A 16,036-nucleotide genomic window follows, 5' to 3' on the forward strand; every position below is an offset into this window, starting at 1 on the left:
CCTATTGCTTCATGCCCAAAAGTGTTTCAATCATGCGATCGATGGCTGTGATCACTTTGGCATTGGCTGCATAGCCCCCTTGATATTTGATGAGATTGACCATTTCCTCATCTGTGCTCACCCCAGAGATCGCATTATGTTCTTTTTTAACGACTCCCAAAATAGCTTCTTTGCTCTCTAGGGTGCGTTGCGACTTCTCAGCTTCAGTGTGCACCTTGCTGACTACAAATTGGTAGGATTCTTCAATTGTCATAGGAGCATTGCTGAGTTTATGTTGGTAGAAATCGATTTTGTCGTATTGGAGTTGTTGCATCATATTAGCCACATCAAAGTTTCCATTAATAGGGGCTAACCAAGGGCGCAGGGCAGTGGGCTCTTTTTTATAGGTGTTATTGAGCGCGATATTGCGCGCGCTATCGCCATCAAAAAATGTATTCAGCCCTAAAGCCCCTGTAAAATTGCTCCCATGATCTCTAATGGATACAAAAAGCCCTTGAGAGGGGTTCTTGGCTTGGATGCTAAACTTCTTGGTCTTGTTGTCAAAATGCGCGCTAAAGTAATCGTCAAAATCATTGGTGGTGTTGTTGTCATGGTTGTCATCCGTGTTAGCATTGATTTGAGCGATCACATCTTTCATGGTAGTAATAGGTGTGATATGAATCGTTCTTTTGGCCAACACTTTTCCATCTGTGTTATAAGCCACCACATCAAAGCTTCCTTCTTTGATATTGTAATTGGTGTCCTTAAGCGCGGTGCGATCCTCAAATTCCACGATTTTACCTTGAACATTGTGGGCTGCGCTTTGGGCATAGATGGCGTTAGTGGATTCGATCAAACCCTTAGCAAAAGTGTCTAGCGCGTCTATATAATTTTGCAACTTACCCTTGATCGTGCCATGCGAGCCGTCATTATAAATCCCCATCAAACCCCCCACTTTGCCCTGATTGATTTTATCGGTGATATTGATGGTTTTAAAATCATCGCCCTGAAAATAGATTTGAGCAAGATGGTCTTTATTATCACTATTGTCGACCACCAGAGGGTGAAAAATTGCTCCATCTACGATATTAAAACCATAGCCCACATTAAAAACATAGCCATCATCAAAATCTGCTACTTTAATATCATTGGCAGAGTTGGTTTGCACATGGAATTTAGACACATTCCCTCCGATGAGCTCTTTGAGATGGAATTCTAGCGCATCCCTTTTGTCTCTGAGTTCATTAGCCTGTTTTAGAGTCTTGGAGTCTTCCATTTCTTTAAGATGTCTATTGATATTGGCAATCTCTGCGCCGATACGATTGACCTCTTTAACCGAGCTAACTAATTCTTGGCTTGCTTTGTATTGCAAAGCCACCAAACGCGCGCGGGTGTCTTGGATATTGCGCGTGAGGGTTTGGGTCTTTTGAGCTAAGGCCTGTTTGGTTGCCGGAGACTTGGCATTTTTAGCCAAATCTTTCCATGCGCTGAAATAGTTTTGCAGGTCATTTTGAATCCCCACCTCATTCATATCTGGAAAATAAGAGGAGGCCTCGCGCAAATTGTCAAACTGGGTGCTGTAAAAGGCGTGTTCTTGATTGGCTTTAGCATAGCGCGCAAAAACAAACTCATCATGCACGCGCTGAATCGTTTCTACATTCACGCCCATATTCACATTGCGATCGGTGAAGGCAAGGCTATTTTGAGGACGCGCGATCACGCGTTGACGGCTGTAAAACTCGTCATTGGCGTTAGAAATATTATTGCCTGTAACATCCACCATCACTTGGTGGGCTTGCAACCCGGTGTAAGAAGTGTTGAGAGAAGAGAGGATACCGCCCATGCTAATCCTTTAGGCCTGCACTCGTAAAAAGCTACTGCTCACGGTGCGCTGGTTGTAATAGCCTGTGCTCTCATGAGGCACGATCTGTTGCATCAAAGAGGAATAAAACTCTGAAACAGCAAACACTACCCGCGCATAATCTGCATTGAGCTCTTTAAGACGCTCTAAATGTGCGCGCATGTCTTTTAAGCACGCACTGCTAGCATCGTCTAAGAGTTCTGTAAGAGGTGTGCCTGGATTTTTTTCCATCAGATCGAGCATGCCCTGATCAAAGAGAGCCTTACAGCTCTCAAAAGATTTGATCCGTTCTTGTTTTTGAGGGTTGCGTGCAAAGATCGCCTCGTGTTTAGCAACCTTAATATCTTCAAGGTCTTGCAAAGTTAAATCGATTAAAGTCTGTAAATCCTCTAAAGATTGTTGAAGGTAGGCAGAAAGCATGCAAGCTCCTAAGACGCGATCTCATACCGCGCCCAAGAAGCCCCTAGAGCGTCAGTATCGCCCTAACCAAGCAAAGTCTGTGCCATTTTATGAGAGGTTTTTTCTAAATCTACCTTATAATGCCCGGCTTCAAGAGATTTTTTAATTTGGCTTGCGCGGTCTACAGCTGTAGCTTCCTCGCTATGGGTTTGGTGCGCGTGTTCTTGAGCGCGTGCAGAGTTGTAGCCGGTAGAAAAAGTTGTCAAAGAGGAGTGACCACTACCCACAGAGTTAATCATAGCGCATCCTTTTAGCAGAATTTTGGCTTAAATCGGCCGTTTTAATAAAAATTAAACCTTAAGCTAGCGCATATGTTGCTCTAAGGCTTTGCGTAACTCTGTTGGGGTAGCAGGGCGTTTTTCACCCGTTTCTTGAAAATTACTTCCCGGATCTTTAAAAGCAAAGGCGATCAGTGCAAAGAGGACACCACAAAAGATCGCAAATACAATAGTGGGCACTAACCATAAATCAAGCCTTGAATTTTTCATAAGATTCTCCTTGAGAGGGCAAGATTTGGAATTTTGTATAAGCTATTATAGACTATAATCGCATCTTTGTTGTTCAAAGGAGAGAGATGAAGCGGCTATTTGGCATGTGGGCTTTGTGTGTGGTTTGTGGCTTTGGAGCAGTGGGCGAGCGTTTGGTTTGGGAAAAAGGGGCTACCTTACTGGGTTTCTTGGATAAGAACAAGATCGATTCGAAGATTTACTACAATCTTCCCTTTCAAGATAAAGAATTGGGCACGGAGATTCGTGCAGGGGTTGCTTATTACACTCTTAGAGATGATCAGGGCGCGTTGTTGCAGGCTTTGATCCCGGTGAGTGAGGCCGTACAATTGCGTCTTTTTAAAAATCAAGATGGCTATCATATTGATTTTATCCCCATTGTTTTTAGCAGTGTGCAAAAGACCTTAGGTTTGCGTATCCAAAAATCTCCCTATCAGGATATTCTTAAAGCTACAGGGAATGTAAAATTAGCTCAGGAATTTGTAGATATTTACAAAAAGACGGTGAATTTTAAGCGCGCTGTAGTTAAAGGGGATCAACTTGTAGTGGTTTACACCCGCAAACATCGCCTCGATCGCCCCTTTGGCTATCCTAGCATTCAGGCCAGTATGCTTGAGACACGCCGGCAACCTCGCTATGCCTTTGCCTATCGTGGCAAATATTACGATGCGCAGGGTAAGGAAATTATGGAATTCTTTTTAGAAACTCCCGTGCGCTACACCCGCATCTCTTCGCGTTTTTCCCATGGAAGGATGCATCCCATTTTAAAAGAGGTGCGCCCTCACTATGGCATAGATTATGCGGCTAGATTTGGCACAGCCGTTCATGCGGCCACTGAAGGGCGTATTTCTTTCATTGGCTACAAAGGAGGTTATGGGCGCACGGTTGAGGTGAAGTATGGTAAAGATCTGCGCTTACTCTATGCTCATCTGAGTGCTTTTGCTCCTAGATTAAAATTGCATGGCTATGTCAAAAGAGGGCAAATGCTAGGCAGAGTGGGCAGCACAGGTTTGAGCACAGGACCGCATTTGCACTTTGGGGTGTATAAAAACGATCGCCCCATCGATCCACTCGGGCGTATCCGCACGGCTAAAAGCCAATTGAGCGGCAAAGATAGGGAACGCTTCGCCCGCTATATCCGCCCCTATCAAGAAACTCTCAAAGACACCCAATCCTTTGAATACGCTCAAAAAGAAACCCTTAAGATTTTCTATTAATGGTGCATTATCCTAGCATCTGCATTAAAAAATGTGAGACTTCGCCCTATATTCGTCCCCAAAGCGTTTTTTATGAAGAAAATGGCGTTACTAAGCGTTGGGATATGGTGTGCGTGCATGACAGCGTAGCGGTTTTGATCTACCACACACAAGAGGAAAATTATATCGTTGTTAAGCAGTTCAGGCCTGCTGTTTGGGCGCACGCCACTTCTAGTGGTGAAAAAATAGATGGTTATGTCTATGAACTCTGCGCCGGGTTAGTGGACAAGCCTGGAAAAAGTGTCCAAGAAATCGCCTGTGAAGAAGTCCTAGAAGAGTGCGGGTTTGCTATCTCTCCTGATATGTTAGAACCTATTGGGGTTTTTCGCTCGGCAACAGGTATTAGTGGGAGCAAACAGAGTATGTTTTTTGTCTGTGTGGATCAAAGGCAACAACGCCATCTAGGAGGAGGCATAGAGGGAGAATGCATAGAACTTGTGCGCATCCCACGCCAAAATGTGCAAACTTTTTTATCGGATTTTAATATTTCTAAGAGTATCGGTCTTGGTTATGCTCTGCTATGGAGTCAGCAAAGACATGTTTAAGATTTTATGGTTGGTCCTATGTGTGGGTTTGCTAGGAGCTCAAGAGTGGAGCGCGCCGCTTAAGATTAATATTGATGCGGTGGATAGCACCAATAAACTCGTGCGTTTCCAAGCTTACGATCTGAAAGTGGGTGAGAGTGGCTATATTTTGGCACAGCTCACAGATTATAATGTGATCGCTGCGCAGGTGGAGGTGTTGCGCATAGAGAATGGAGTCGCTATAGGTCGCTATGGTCCCTATAGCGTGATGCACCAACGCCATCTGCCCACACCGCGCATGGTGCCCAAAAAAGGTTATTTAGCCATTTTTAGAGAATTTAATCATCAGGCATTTCTCATAGCCCCAGATGCGCAGTTGTATGAAAAAATCAAGGATGATTATAAGGAGATCGAATTTATTAATTCCGATTTATTGGTCGCGCTCCTCAATGGTTTTGATCCTAGCGCGCGTTCTCTACGCAGAGCGTGCGACCTCTATAGCACGGGGCTGCTCTTTATTGTCAGCACGGAAAAACTCAATATTTTGGATTGCCAAAGTTTTGCAATCTTAGAGTCAAAACCCCTAGACACTTCGCAGGCTACCCGTAGTAGCACCCCATTTTACTCTCGGGTGGAAGGGATTGATAGGGGCACTTTAGGCAAACTCTTTAGCGGGAGTAAGAGCAAACACTATTTTTCTTTTTACGACACATTGCTAAAAAATGAGGCGCAAAAGGCGTTAGAGCGCGCTCTCAAAAAAGAAAATCGCGCGGAGTTTAAAGAAGATATAAAGCAAGCCAAAAGCAAAACTGAGAAAAAAGCGCTCAAGAAAAAGCTCAAAGAGGAGCTTAAAGAAGATCGATCTGTAGTCCACACAGAATCGCAAGCAGAACGCAAAGAAGAACAAAGTTTGGACGCATCCAGTGCGGCCAAAAAAGCTAAAGAGACCCAAGAGAGTAAAGCAGAGCGCAAAGCCCGTATAAAAGCTGAAAAAGCAGCAGAGCGCGCCCGCAAAAAAGCAGCCAAAGAAGCTAAAAAGCGCGCTAAAGAGGCCAAGCGCAAACAAAAAGAGGCGGAAAAACACCAACACAAGGAGTGAGCATGCTAACAGCAGCCCATACCCAGTATTTAAATAACCTTGTAGGGGCAGAAAATTTTTACACAGACCCCGCCCACTTGCAAGCCTACGCCTACGATGCCACTAGGGAGCGCCATTTGCCCGATGGGGTGATCTTCCCCAGACACGAAGAGGATGTGCGCCAAATTTTGGCTTATTGCAACGAACATCAAATCATCATCGTGCCACGGGGGGCAGGGAGTGGCTTTACAGGGGGAGCGTTGAGCGCGCATGGGGGGCTGGTTTTGAGCCTTGAGAAGCATTTTGATCGGATTTTAGAAATTGATGAAAAAAATCTGATTGCGCGCGTGCAACCCGGGGTGATCAATAAGCATTTTCAAAATGAAGTGGAAAAAAGAGGGCTCTTTTACCCCCCCGATCCAGCTAGTCAGGATCAAAGCACTTTGGGGGGGAATGTGAGCGAAAACGCCGGGGGAATGCGCGCAGCTAAATATGGCATCACTAAAGATTATGTGATGGCACTGCGTGCGGTTTTGCCTAATGGGGATGTGATTAGGGCGGGCAAAAAAACAATCAAAGATGTCGCCGGATTCAATGTCGCCGGGATTTTAATCGCTTCTGAGGGCTGTTTGGCTGTGATCACCGAAATCACTTTAAAACTCCTAGCTAAGCCTAAACTTAAACAATCAGCCATGGGGGTGTTTTCTAGCATTCAGGACGCGATGGAGGCGGTGTATAAGAGTATGGCCAGTGGGGTTACCCCGGTGGCCATGGAGTTTTTAGACAATCTGAGCATTAGAGCGGTTGAAGAGCGATTCAATAAAGGGTTACCCACTGAGGCGGGCGCGATTTTGATCACCCAAGTAGATGGGAGCGTGCCTGAGCAAATCAGCTGGCAATTAGAGCAAATTGAAAAACACTTTAGAGAAAATGGATGTGTGGATTTCCGGGTGGCTCAAAATGCCCAACAAGAAGAAGATTTATGGTTTGCGCGCCGTAACGCCTCTCAGAGCATTAGTGTTTATGGCAAGAAAAAACTCAATGAAGATGTTACCGTGCCACGGGCTAGTTTACCCGCCCTTTTGCAAGAAGTGGAGCGCATTAGTCAAGCCTATAATTTACCCATTCCTTGTTTTGGACACACGGGCGATGGAAATGTGCATGTCAATATCATGCTCGAAGACCCCGCCACACAGCTAGAAAAGGGGCAGCAAGCCATGGAGGAGATTTTTAAAAGCGCGATCGCGCTAGAGGGCACACTCAGCGGAGAACATGGTATTGGTTTATCTAAAGCGCGTTTTATGCCTCTAGCTTTCACCCCTGAGGAAATGGCGTTGTTTAGACGCATTAAAAGTGCGTTTGATCCCAACAACATTTTAAACCCCTTTAAAATGGGATTATGAGTTGCCAACACTTTCTTAAAACCCCTAAGGGTTTTCCAGCGCCCTATTTGCGCGTGCGCACCAGCGCGCTAGGCTTACAAGTCATAGATTTTACGCATACCTCCAATCAAAATGATCCCCCTACAGAAACCATGCACGCCGTGATCAATGCCCTAGAGCATTATTTTAAGGGCATTCTTTATAATTTCAACTTACTCCTAGACCTTGCAGGCTCATCTTTTCAAAAACAAGTTTGGCAGGCACTACAAACAATTCCTTACGCACAAACCCGCACTTACGCCCAAATCGCCCAGCAGACCGCTAGCCCTAAAGCTTATCGCGCGGTGGGCAATGCCAACCACGCCAACCCCTGCCCCATCGTGATCCCCTGTCATCGTGTGGTGCGCGCTAGTGGCGATCTAGGAGGCTATGGAGGTGGGGTGGACATCAAAGCGTGGCTTTTAACCCATGAGCGATCTTGTGTGAAGAGTGTTTAGCAGATTGTCTTTGAACAAAAAACCTCAGTATCTAGCTTTTTCTAGTTAAAATTCCAGCCCCCCTAGATATTGCCCCTCCTTTAAAGCGCGCTTTATTCGGCTTTAAACGCTATAGTGTTTTTAATTCATCAGGAGAAAGCTCCTCATAAAAGCGTTCGAGCTCTAAACGCGCGCCCAAGTATTGGGTGATTTCCTTAGCATCTTTGAGCGCATTTTCTAAACAGCTGGTCGCGCCCGGTGAGGGAGTCATGTTGAAGGTAATGCCCTTATGAGTCACAATTTTTTTCTCACCCAATTCGAGCTTTTTCTTGGTGCGATCGAGCACTTGGGGGCGCACTTCCCCAAAACCAGAGGCATACTGCAGATCACTTAAAGAAAGTGAGGGGATGATCTTACGCGCATCGTGCAAAAATTTACGCTTACCAATGTAGGGAAGCTCAAAAACCATATTTTTAAACACATAATTACGGATGTCTCTCTCCGTGAAAAGGTCAAAGACAATGCTTGCAATGTCCATATTGCAATCCATTTTGATCAGTTCCCAGCTAATGCCCTTTAAGCAAGAAGTTTTATGGCGTTCTAATTTGGGCATGGCCAAAGCTGTAGGTCCTAAGCGGGTTTTGCCTTTGATCCATACATCGGGGTCTCCATGCAAAGCAGCAAAGGGAAGTTTAGGGTTTTGCACGGTGTAAACCTTGCCCCGCAACAATTCACCGGGCACAAAATAAAAGCTTCCAGCAACAGGCAAACAGCCCAAATCCAAGCCATAGCCCATAGATTGAGCTAAGGGCAGAGAATACGACCCTGCATCGACTAAAACGAACTTGCCATAGATTTCATCACCTTCTGCGGAAATGACCGCCCATTCATCCATGCAGGACTCAATTCTATCTACTTTGAAGTTGAAAAATACATGGTTTTCAGAATTGAGAGCCATTGCCTCCTCGACAAAATTCTCACTCAAAAGCTCAAAATTCATGCCACACCAATACTTTTCAAAGCCACTACCCACAACATTCTCAGGGCGATCTAGGCCATGCTCTTCTATAATGATTTTGGGCTCGATCTCTTTAAGTTTAGCCTTGTCAAAGAAAGTTAAACCGGGGTAGATTTCTTGGAATTCCTCATGCCGTCTTGCAATAAAAGCGCATTCTTTATCGCCCACACCGATCGCCATTTTCTGCATTTCAAAGATAACTTTATTTTGTAGATTTTTATTCAGGGCGTAACGGCGAATTTTCTCAGCCGCCAATTTAACTTTTCTAGCTTTTTGGGCGGTGTAATTAGTTTCAATCGCTCCATCGTGGATGGTTTGCGAATTCGCCTTAGCATTCGAGCTCACTCTAGCCAACCCACTTTTTCTCTCCACCAAAGCAATTTTCTTCAAATCTGTATATTGACTCAAGGTCCAAAGCAGGGCGCAACCAGAAACCCCGCCTCCTACAATTACCACATCAAAATCACGCTTCATAAATCCCCTTTAAGTTTGTTTAAAAATGCGGATTGTAGCACAATTAATGTGCTGCTAACTTTAAACTATAATCATAAAGATCAGACATCGCTTCTACCCGATCGATGAGCAAGCGCGTTTTTGAGTCTCCTCCCTTTTCTTTTCCTAATTCTAAGGTGGTTATGACGGCCTTGCCAATATTGTAAAGTTGTTGGTTGTGTTGGGAGGATAAGGAAATCGCCCAAATATTGTGGGCAACAATGGCACGGTGATGGTGTGCGCCCAAATAGAGCATGATATGCCCCTTAAGCCAAAGAATGGTCGCAAAGGGGGTAGCATGTTTGATGATATAAGTCTCTTTTTCTTTGGCGGGCATGTGGCTTAAATCTACCATGTTGTCCGCATAGCGCACTTGGGCTAAAGAATTGCGGGGGAGCAAAATCCCAAAGCTCGCAAAACTATCTCTTGTAAAAGCCGAACAATCGCGATTTTGTAACTCCCCTCCCCAACCATATTTTTGTCCTAGCATGGTATCGATCACAGCAGCGATTACAGAGGCTTTTAGAGGTCTGGGGAAGGATGTGAACAAGTGCTCATCAATGCTCACAGGGACAAGTTTCACAAAACCTTTAATATCTCTATCGTAGGTATAAACTTGATGGGCCTTCCCGGGCACTTTGGCCAAAATCTCACCCATATGGATGTAGCCAAGCATTTTTTTAGCGCGTGTGTAGAGGGGAATTTTATCCTGTAAGGGTGTGAGGTAGTGCTTGACTCTCATAAGTTTTTTAATCATATGGGGTGCGATGAAAGCTAAATCACTCACCTTAACCCAGCCATAAACAAAACTACTTTGGATGTGCGCGTAAGTTTTATCCGTGTTGTAATGCGTGATGAGCACGGGCGTGCCTGCAAAGATCATAGAATTTTGCCAACGATCAAAGGCATCCGGAGAGGGGTGTAAATAATAGGGCTTTGGAGTGGGCGCAGCGCGCACATCAGCATCACGAATGACAATAGCTTTAATGGCTACACTTGGATAGTGTCCCATGTCCATGCTTTCTTGAAGGGTTTGAAGAGCCTTAGGGTTATTTGGCTTGAGATCCGCACCAAACCCTCGCGCCTTAAAGAGACTTTGCATCCAAAAGACTTCTTCTAAATTGCGCATCACCTCCATGCCATTCCAAGGGGCATACCATTGTTGGAGATAGCTAGCTTTCAGTTTGGATCTAGGCGGAATGGGTAAAACGCGTTTGGGCAAATAAAAGCGCGCTTTTTGAGGAAGCTTAAGGTCATCTAAGAGTGCCTCCTCTGCACCTAAGAACAACACCATAACACTGAGTAAGAACGCCTTAAACATGGCAGTGTGTCAATAACTCTCCTACGCCCTGCGCGATCATCTGATACACTTTTTCTAAATCTTGTGCGCGAGTGAAGTAATAGGGATCGGGAATGTCCACGCCCTCTAAACCAAAATTGCCTAGCTTGTGGATATGAGGGTGAGTGATCCCCATATCCTTTAAGGCCTGCACATTGCTAGTATCCATCGCCACAATCCAATCGAAACGATCGGCTAAAGCTTGGGTGATGGGTTTGCTCGTGAAATGCGCGATGTTGATGCCATGTTTGTGGGCTAGTTTGATAATGGGAGGGTGGGCAGATTCACCCTGATGAAAAGCTGAAATCCCTGCGCCATCTACGCGTAGAGATAAATTTTGGGCTTGGATATGGTGCTGGGCAATCCCCCTAGCCAACATCGAGCGGCAGATATTGCCCAAGCATAGAAACAAAAGACTTTGAGGTTTCATATGCGCAAATAACTTCTGAGCAAACGCCCGTATTGGGGTGAACGCAACTTTTTAATCGCGCTGCTCTCAATCTGGCGCACGCGCTCCCTTGTTACATTGAGTTCTTTACCGATCTCTTCTAAAGTGCGATCGCTCTCATCCTCTAGCAAACCAAAGCGCATACGGATCACGGATTTTTCGCGCTCATTGAGTTGATCCAACACGCCATCAATTTGGGTTTTTAAATCCTCGCGCATGATGTGATCCATAGAGCCCACAACTTTATCGTTTTCTACAAAATCTCCAAACTTGCCATCATCATCATTGCCCACAGGCGACTCTAAGCTAATGGGCTCTTTAGTGATCTTGATGACATTTTTAACTTTATCAAGAGGCAAGCCCACTTCTTTGGCAACCAAATCCAAGTCGGGTTCTTTGCCATTTTCTTGCATGTACTTACGCATCACTTTATTGATGCGGTTGATAGTATCGATCATATGGATAGGAATGCGGATCGTGCGGGCTTGATCGGCAATGGCACGGCTGATCGCCTGCTTGATCCACCAAGTAGCATAGGTAGAAAAGCGGTAATTTTTCTCGTGTTCGAATTTATCCACCGCCTTCATCAACCCGATGTTACCCTCCTGAATCAAATCCAAAAAGGGCAATCCACGCGAGGTGTAGCGTTTGGCAATGCTCACTACAAGGCGCAGATTGGAGCGTGCCATTTTATTTTTAGCTTTGTCAGAGATGAGCTTACCCCGTTTGATCTGCTCTAAAATCTCTTTGAGTTTGCCCGGTTCTAAATCAAATCCGTCTTCGCTAGCTTCTTTGGTTTGGAAGAGTTTTTTAATCTCCATGTAACTTCCAATCATCGTAGCCTCTGGAACCATTGCCGCAATCTCTTCTTTGCTCATATTGGTGATATTTTTTAGGATATTCTTATGATTTTCAATCAAAGCCTCATTAAACAAAGAGAGCTTGTATTCCAAGCGTTTGAGCTCTTTCTCAAACCCATCCCCACTTTTAAGCGAGGTTTCCATCGCCTTGACCAATTCCCCAATAAGCTTACTGGTAGGCCCTAAGTCATACAGTCTTTCTTTGAGCACGCGCCGCTTATAGGCCAGAGTGAGAGCGTGCAATAGCTCGTCCTCTTGGACGGGCGTGTTAAGTGTTTTAAGCCAATCTTTTTTGGCCTTATCCAAAGCCTTAAAGCTCTCAATCACCTTCCCCACGCGTTTGCGATCTTTTTCGGAAAGATTTTTTTTCACTTCAAGCGCGTCTTCATCTTCTTCTTCTAGCTCGCTCTCTTCCTCTTTTTTAGAATTTGTTTCATCATCGTCAAAATTTTTAAAAAGCTCTTTGACGCGTCTCTCTCTATTGATCAAAGCGTCCTTATAGCCGTAAATAAAGTCGATTAAATAAGGCACAGAGCAGATCGCATCCAAGATAATATTTTCGCCCAGCTTAATTTGCTTGCTTAACTCAACTTCTTCTTCCTTGCTCAGTAGTGGAATCTCGCCCATTTCACGCAGATACATGCGCACAGGACTATCACTTCTAGACCACTCAGTGAGCTCCTTTTCCTTGATGAAATCCAAATCATCATTGTCTTCTTCTAAGGTCTTAGTCTTTTTGCGAACAACCTTGCGATCGGCAGAAAGAGAAGTGAGCGCGCACTCAGAGGAGTGCACGAAATTCTTTTCATATTTTGAAGCAAGCTCCCTAATCTTTTTGAGTTGGGAGGAAGTTGGAATTTTTTGAAGAATATCTAGGATTTGTTCGTAAGAAACATCCTTGCCTGAATTGCTAAAAAGCTCCTCAAGTTCTTCTTGAAAAGTGGGTTTAGGTAGATTTTTCGCAGATTTGTTAGACTTTTCCATGGGGCAATCCTAGTAGTATTGATAAAAATGTAGAAATGACCCTATTCTAATGTAAATTAACTTATTGATAAATTAAGGCTCTAGCAAATGTCTATGCTATAATGCGCGCATGTTTGGAATTGGTTTTTTTGAATTGGTTGTGATCTTAATTGTCGCCATTATCTTTTTAGGGCCGGAGAAGTTCCCCCAAGCCATCATAGATTTAGCGCGTTTTTTTAAGGCGGTGAAAAAAACCCTCAATGAGGCTAAAGAAACCCTTGATCAAGAGTTGCACATCGAAAATTTAAAACAAGAAAGTTTAGAGTATAAAAAGCTCTTTGAGGAGGAGCAACACAAGTTAAAAGGCGCGTTTGATCGCGAGCTCAAAGACCTCCAACAAGTCCAAGAGGACCTTAAAGAGAGTATCGCGCGCGCTAATCCCCTAGACGCGCTCTCTGATGAGGTGCGAGCCGATGAACCCCCTCGCCCTAAAGTGAGCCTAGAAAAACCCCCAAAGAAAACCCATGTTTGAAGACTTAAAACCGCATCTTGAAGAGTTGCGTAAGCGTTTGCTGATTTGTGTTGCCGTGCTGGTGGGCGCGTTCTTCCTATGCTTTAACTTTTGGGATCGCATCTTTGCGTGGATCAAAGCCTCTTATGCGGGCAAGTTGATCCAAATCTCGCCCATTGAGGGAGTGATGGTAGCCATCAAGGTAAGTTTTTTTGCCTCGTTAGCATTGGCTATGCCCATCATCTTTTGGCAACTCTGGCTCTTTGTTGCCCCCGGGCTTTACAAGCATGAGAAAAAGATGGCTCTACCTTTTGTCTTCTCGGGCACAACGATGTTTGTCATAGGGGCGGGTTTTGCCTACTATGTGGTCTTCCCCTTTGTGATTCATTACTTGGCTAATTTTGGGAGCGCGGTGTTTGAAGCCAATATCTCGGCTTCTAGTTATGTGAGTTTCTTTACACGGCTGATCTTGGGCTTTGGGGTGGCGTTTGAACTGCCCGTTTTAGCCTTTTTTCTAGCCAAAATGGGCCTGATCACGGATGCGACTCTCAAGGCTTATTTCAAATACGCGATCGTGGTGATCTTCATCATCGCAGCCATCATCACCCCCCCCGATGCGATGAGCCAAATTTGCATGGCTCTGCCTCTAATCGGGCTTTATGGGCTCTCGATCTTGATTGCTAAAATTGTCAATCCCGCCCCTAAAAATATCCATGACTGACATTCCTTTAGAGTTTTCACTCTCCAGTTACCACTATGACCTGCCCGCCGAATACATCGCCTCCACCCCCCTACTGCCCCCAGAGCGGGCCAAACTCTTGGTCTATAAACGCGCTACTGGGCGCATCACTCATAGCACTTTTGCCCATGTCTTTGATTTTTTTCCCCAAGACGCGCTTGTGGTGCTCAATGACACTAAAGTTATCAAAGCGCGTTTGTATGGGCGCAAAGCGAGCGGAGGTAAAGTGGAACTCTTGATCCACAACCCCCATAGCCTCCACCACTTTAATGCCCAAATCAAGGGGCGAGTCCCTCAAGGGGGGCTGATCGAGCTAGATCAAGGCTATAGCTGTGAAGTGCTAACTCCCCCTGCTAATTTACGCCAAGTGTGTTTTTACCACCACCAACACCCCCTAAAATGGGAAGAGGTGTTAGACATGCTCGAACTTCTAGGACACATGCCCATCCCGCCCTATCTCAAGCGCGCCGACACGCCTACAGACACGCAAACCTATCAAAGTGTTTTTGCCAAGCACGCCGGAGCCATCGCCGCACCCACCGCTTCACTGCATTTCTCAGAGAGCGCCAAAGAACACCTTTTAGCCCACTTTCAGCACGCCTTTTTGACCTTGCATGTAGGTGCGGGCACTTTTGTAGGCGTGGAATGCGAAGATATTAGGCAACACCCCATGCACTCTGAGGCGTTGTTTATCCCTGAGGAAACCCAGCGCGCCCTAGATCACGCCCCCTATATTCTCTGCGTGGGCACAACAGCTCTTAGAGGAGTGGAACATTATAAAAGGGGGAATGTCTTAAAGCCTTGTGATCTCTTTTTACATCCGGGCAATCCCGTATCCCATGTCCAAGCCTTGCTGACCAATTTCCACCTCCCCAAGTCTACGCTGATCATGTTGGTCGCCTCTATGGTCGGACTTGAAAAATGCCTAGAACTCTACAAGATCGCTATAGAACACCACTACCGTTTTTATTCTTATGGCGATGGAATGCTCATTTTATGAACACGCAGACACTCGATCGCTTTAGCGCACTTCTATTAGAATGGAATCGCACCCACGCTTTGAGTGGGGCAAAACATTTAACCCAAGTCCAAGCCCAGATTACGGACAGCGTGCGGGTGTTGGATTTTATCCAGCCCTTTAAAACTTGTTTGGATATTGGGAGCGGAGCGGGCTTTCCAGCTATTCCTTTGGCTATCCATTGCCCTAAAGCGCATTTCACCCTCCTAGAACCCAATGCTAAAAAAATCGCTTTTCTCCACCATGTAAAAATGACCTTAGCTTTAGACAATATAACCCTCAAGCGCGTGCGTCTCCAAGACCTCCCCCCTATGTCTGTAGAGCTCATCACTTCTAGGGCGTTAATGGGTGCACAGGAACTTATCACCCTTAGCACGCCTTTTTTAGAATCGGGAGGGCATTTCTTATTTTACAAGGGGAGTTTACTAGAACAAGAAATCGCTTGTTTACCTAGCGAGTGTTTTAACTATGGAAAACGCGTGTATTTTTACCGCCAAAAGGAAGAAGTATGCAATTTTTAATCGCTATATTTTTAATCGGCTGGATCATCCATCTCCTCTCTAAAATCACCAGACTCTCTAAACCATCTAAAAAAGATGGGGTAGAAAACCTAGTTGAATGCGCAGTTTGTAAGACCTATGTTTCTAGTCAAGAGGCGATTGTGAGTCGTGGGCGCGTGTTTTGTAGCCAACATTGTTTACAAAAAGGGCATTAATGCTCATTTTTGGACATCCTCAGATCCCATGCCCTCCTTTTAAAACTGTAAGCGAGATCGCCCAGATCGCTCAAATCACCAATGACACCATTGTGTATTTCTACGCCCATTTAGAAAACGCTTGCGATCTCGCCCGCCACTGCACACAAGAGCGGGTCAAATACGCTGTGTTTGTTAATTCCCTCTTGGAATACGCCCTCATGGTTAATTTTAAGCCCTCTTATTTGTTGGTAAACAACCACCCACAGGATTATCAAAGTTTGGCTAATGATTACTTGCTAGATGCGCGCATTTTATGGATCGTAGAGAATCAAGTGCATTTAGAGGAGGCTTTAAAAATGAGAATAGATGGAGTGATCTTTAGAAAATTTTTAAACCTTTAGGGTGGTTTAATGAGAATACGCTAGAATAG

19 protein-coding genes are annotated in these 16,036 nt (G+C 45.1%); 11 read left to right on the forward strand and 8 right to left on the reverse strand.

Features of this window, described 5'->3' with window-relative positions; translation table 11 throughout:
• Position 1: 1 nt before the first annotated feature.
• The 4 genes from flgK to HFELIS_RS05890 form a co-directional block, all read right to left on the reverse strand.
• Positions 2 to 1,822: a flagellar hook-associated protein FlgK gene (gene flgK, locus HFELIS_RS05875; protein ID WP_013469626.1), complete on the reverse strand. Its 1,821-nt coding sequence runs from the start codon at positions 1,820 to 1,822 to the stop codon at positions 2 to 4.
• A gap of 9 nt (positions 1,823 to 1,831) precedes the next feature.
• A complete protein-coding gene (locus tag HFELIS_RS05880; protein ID WP_013469627.1) occupies positions 1,832 to 2,260 on the reverse strand; it encodes a hypothetical protein in 429 nt (142 codons plus the stop codon).
• 62 nt (positions 2,261 to 2,322) lie between these two features.
• Entirely contained in the window at positions 2,323 to 2,538 is a 216-nt protein-coding gene (locus tag HFELIS_RS05885) for a flagellar biosynthesis anti-sigma factor FlgM (RefSeq protein WP_013469628.1), read from the reverse strand.
• A 63-nt stretch (positions 2,539 to 2,601) separates the two neighbouring features.
• A complete protein-coding gene (locus HFELIS_RS05890; RefSeq protein WP_013469629.1) occupies positions 2,602 to 2,787 on the reverse strand; it encodes a hypothetical protein in 186 nt (61 codons plus the stop codon).
• Positions 2,788 to 2,873: 86 nt separating this feature from the next.
• Here HFELIS_RS05890 and HFELIS_RS05895 point away from each other — a divergent pair, with 86 nt between their 5' ends.
• The 5 genes from HFELIS_RS05895 to HFELIS_RS05915 are packed head-to-tail and all read left to right on the forward strand — an operon-like array spanning position 2,874 to position 7,542.
• Positions 2,874 to 4,022, forward strand: coding sequence for a peptidoglycan DD-metalloendopeptidase family protein (locus HFELIS_RS05895; RefSeq protein ID WP_013469630.1), 1,149 nt, complete (start codon positions 2,874 to 2,876; stop codon positions 4,020 to 4,022).
• Entirely contained in the window at positions 4,022 to 4,606 is a 585-nt protein-coding gene (locus HFELIS_RS05900; protein ID WP_013469631.1) for an NUDIX hydrolase, read from the forward strand. The genes HFELIS_RS05895 and HFELIS_RS05900 overlap by 1 nt, the downstream gene beginning before the upstream one ends.
• Positions 4,599 to 5,684 (forward strand): plasminogen-binding N-terminal domain-containing protein, encoded by a 1,086-nt coding sequence (locus tag HFELIS_RS05905; protein ID WP_049776955.1) that lies wholly within the window; start codon positions 4,599 to 4,601, stop codon positions 5,682 to 5,684. The genes HFELIS_RS05900 and HFELIS_RS05905 overlap by 8 nt, the downstream gene beginning before the upstream one ends.
• A 2-nt stretch (positions 5,685 to 5,686) precedes the next feature.
• A complete protein-coding gene (gene glcD / locus HFELIS_RS05910) occupies positions 5,687 to 7,066 on the forward strand; it encodes a glycolate oxidase subunit GlcD (protein WP_013469633.1) in 1,380 nt (459 codons plus the stop codon).
• Positions 7,063 to 7,542 carry a methylated-DNA--[protein]-cysteine S-methyltransferase gene (locus tag HFELIS_RS05915; RefSeq protein WP_013469634.1) on the forward strand — a complete coding sequence of 160 codons (480 nt, stop codon included), beginning with the start codon at positions 7,063 to 7,065 and terminating at the stop codon, positions 7,540 to 7,542. Before glcD ends, HFELIS_RS05915 begins: the two co-directional genes overlap by 4 nt.
• A gap of 109 nt (positions 7,543 to 7,651) precedes the next feature.
• Here HFELIS_RS05915 and HFELIS_RS05920 read toward each other — a convergent pair whose 3' ends face one another.
• From HFELIS_RS05920 to rpoD, 4 genes are read right to left on the reverse strand one after another with little or no spacing between them, the layout of a single operon-like run.
• Positions 7,652 to 9,013 (reverse strand): FAD-dependent oxidoreductase, encoded by a 1,362-nt coding sequence (locus HFELIS_RS05920; protein ID WP_013469635.1) that lies wholly within the window; start codon positions 9,011 to 9,013, stop codon positions 7,652 to 7,654.
• Positions 9,014 to 9,056: 43 nt separating this feature from the next.
• Entirely contained in the window at positions 9,057 to 10,352 is a 1,296-nt protein-coding gene (locus tag HFELIS_RS05925) for a C40 family peptidase (RefSeq protein WP_013469636.1), read from the reverse strand.
• Positions 10,345 to 10,800, reverse strand: a complete 456-nt coding sequence (locus HFELIS_RS05930; protein WP_013469637.1) for a low molecular weight protein-tyrosine-phosphatase — start codon at positions 10,798 to 10,800, stop codon at positions 10,345 to 10,347. The genes HFELIS_RS05925 and HFELIS_RS05930 overlap by 8 nt, the downstream gene beginning before the upstream one ends.
• The gene (gene rpoD, locus HFELIS_RS05935; RefSeq protein WP_013469638.1) at positions 10,797 to 12,662 is read right to left on the reverse strand and encodes an RNA polymerase sigma factor RpoD; all 1,866 of its coding nucleotides are present in this window, start codon (positions 12,660 to 12,662) and stop codon (positions 10,797 to 10,799) included. The genes HFELIS_RS05930 and rpoD overlap by 4 nt, the downstream gene beginning before the upstream one ends.
• A 109-nt stretch (positions 12,663 to 12,771) precedes the next feature.
• On the opposite strand from rpoD, the gene tatB reads away from it, so the two are divergent.
• Genes tatB through HFELIS_RS05965 form a run of 6 tightly spaced genes read left to right on the forward strand, consistent with a single transcriptional unit; the run spans position 12,772 to position 16,007 of the window.
• The gene (tatB, locus tag HFELIS_RS05940; RefSeq protein ID WP_013469639.1) at positions 12,772 to 13,173 is read left to right on the forward strand and encodes a Sec-independent protein translocase protein TatB; all 402 of its coding nucleotides are present in this window, start codon (positions 12,772 to 12,774) and stop codon (positions 13,171 to 13,173) included.
• Complete coding sequence (gene tatC / locus HFELIS_RS05945; protein WP_013469640.1) at positions 13,166 to 13,873, forward strand: twin-arginine translocase subunit TatC; 708 nt, start codon at positions 13,166 to 13,168, stop codon at positions 13,871 to 13,873. Before tatB ends, tatC begins: the two co-directional genes overlap by 8 nt.
• On the forward strand, positions 13,866 to 14,891 hold the full coding sequence (gene queA, locus HFELIS_RS05950) for a tRNA preQ1(34) S-adenosylmethionine ribosyltransferase-isomerase QueA (protein ID WP_013469641.1): 1,026 nt from the start codon (positions 13,866 to 13,868) through the stop codon (positions 14,889 to 14,891). The genes tatC and queA overlap by 8 nt, the downstream gene beginning before the upstream one ends.
• Complete coding sequence (gene rsmG, locus HFELIS_RS05955; protein ID WP_013469642.1) at positions 14,888 to 15,430, forward strand: 16S rRNA (guanine(527)-N(7))-methyltransferase RsmG; 543 nt, start codon at positions 14,888 to 14,890, stop codon at positions 15,428 to 15,430. Before queA ends, rsmG begins: the two co-directional genes overlap by 4 nt.
• On the forward strand, positions 15,418 to 15,624 hold the full coding sequence (locus HFELIS_RS05960; RefSeq protein WP_013469643.1) for a PP0621 family protein: 207 nt from the start codon (positions 15,418 to 15,420) through the stop codon (positions 15,622 to 15,624). The genes rsmG and HFELIS_RS05960 overlap by 13 nt, the downstream gene beginning before the upstream one ends.
• Positions 15,624 to 16,007: a hypothetical protein gene (locus HFELIS_RS05965; protein WP_013469644.1), complete on the forward strand. Its 384-nt coding sequence runs from the start codon at positions 15,624 to 15,626 to the stop codon at positions 16,005 to 16,007. The genes HFELIS_RS05960 and HFELIS_RS05965 overlap by 1 nt, the downstream gene beginning before the upstream one ends.
• Positions 16,008 to 16,036 lie beyond the last annotated feature (29 nt).

Source organism: Helicobacter felis ATCC 49179 (assembly GCF_000200595.1).
Classification (GTDB): Bacteria; Campylobacterota; Campylobacteria; order Campylobacterales; family Helicobacteraceae; genus Helicobacter; species Helicobacter felis.

What these genes read in the sequence shown, in the direction of transcription:
- rsmG (WP_013469642.1), top strand. Translation starts at nt 14,888, where the DNA reads ATGAACACGCAGACACTCGATCGCTTTAGCGCACTTCTATTAGAATGG.
- HFELIS_RS05965 (WP_013469644.1), top strand. Translation starts at nt 15,624, where the DNA reads ATGCTCATTTTTGGACATCCTCAGATCCCATGCCCTCCTTTTAAAACT.
- HFELIS_RS05915 (WP_013469634.1), top strand. Translation starts at nt 7,063, where the DNA reads ATGAGTTGCCAACACTTTCTTAAAACCCCTAAGGGTTTTCCAGCGCCC.
- HFELIS_RS05925 (WP_013469636.1), bottom strand. Translation starts at nt 10,352, where the DNA reads ATGTTTAAGGCGTTCTTACTCAGTGTTATGGTGTTGTTCTTAGGTGCA.
- HFELIS_RS05960 (WP_013469643.1), top strand. Translation starts at nt 15,418, where the DNA reads ATGCAATTTTTAATCGCTATATTTTTAATCGGCTGGATCATCCATCTC.
- HFELIS_RS05905 (WP_049776955.1), top strand. Translation starts at nt 4,599, where the DNA reads ATGTTTAAGATTTTATGGTTGGTCCTATGTGTGGGTTTGCTAGGAGCT.
- HFELIS_RS05930 (WP_013469637.1), bottom strand. Translation starts at nt 10,800, where the DNA reads ATGAAACCTCAAAGTCTTTTGTTTCTATGCTTGGGCAATATCTGCCGC.
- HFELIS_RS05895 (WP_013469630.1), top strand. Translation starts at nt 2,874, where the DNA reads ATGAAGCGGCTATTTGGCATGTGGGCTTTGTGTGTGGTTTGTGGCTTT.
- tatC (WP_013469640.1), top strand. Translation starts at nt 13,166, where the DNA reads ATGTTTGAAGACTTAAAACCGCATCTTGAAGAGTTGCGTAAGCGTTTG.
- glcD (WP_013469633.1), top strand. Translation starts at nt 5,687, where the DNA reads ATGCTAACAGCAGCCCATACCCAGTATTTAAATAACCTTGTAGGGGCA.
- HFELIS_RS05900 (WP_013469631.1), top strand. Translation starts at nt 4,022, where the DNA reads ATGGTGCATTATCCTAGCATCTGCATTAAAAAATGTGAGACTTCGCCC.
- HFELIS_RS05880 (WP_013469627.1), bottom strand. Translation starts at nt 2,260, where the DNA reads ATGCTTTCTGCCTACCTTCAACAATCTTTAGAGGATTTACAGACTTTA.
- HFELIS_RS05920 (WP_013469635.1), bottom strand. Translation starts at nt 9,013, where the DNA reads ATGAAGCGTGATTTTGATGTGGTAATTGTAGGAGGCGGGGTTTCTGGT.
- HFELIS_RS05885 (WP_013469628.1), bottom strand. Translation starts at nt 2,538, where the DNA reads ATGATTAACTCTGTGGGTAGTGGTCACTCCTCTTTGACAACTTTTTCT.
- HFELIS_RS05890 (WP_013469629.1), bottom strand. Translation starts at nt 2,787, where the DNA reads ATGAAAAATTCAAGGCTTGATTTATGGTTAGTGCCCACTATTGTATTT.
- rpoD (WP_013469638.1), bottom strand. Translation starts at nt 12,662, where the DNA reads ATGGAAAAGTCTAACAAATCTGCGAAAAATCTACCTAAACCCACTTTT.
- queA (WP_013469641.1), top strand. Translation starts at nt 13,866, where the DNA reads ATGACTGACATTCCTTTAGAGTTTTCACTCTCCAGTTACCACTATGAC.
- flgK (WP_013469626.1), bottom strand. Translation starts at nt 1,822, where the DNA reads ATGGGCGGTATCCTCTCTTCTCTCAACACTTCTTACACCGGGTTGCAA.
- tatB (WP_013469639.1), top strand. Translation starts at nt 12,772, where the DNA reads ATGTTTGGAATTGGTTTTTTTGAATTGGTTGTGATCTTAATTGTCGCC.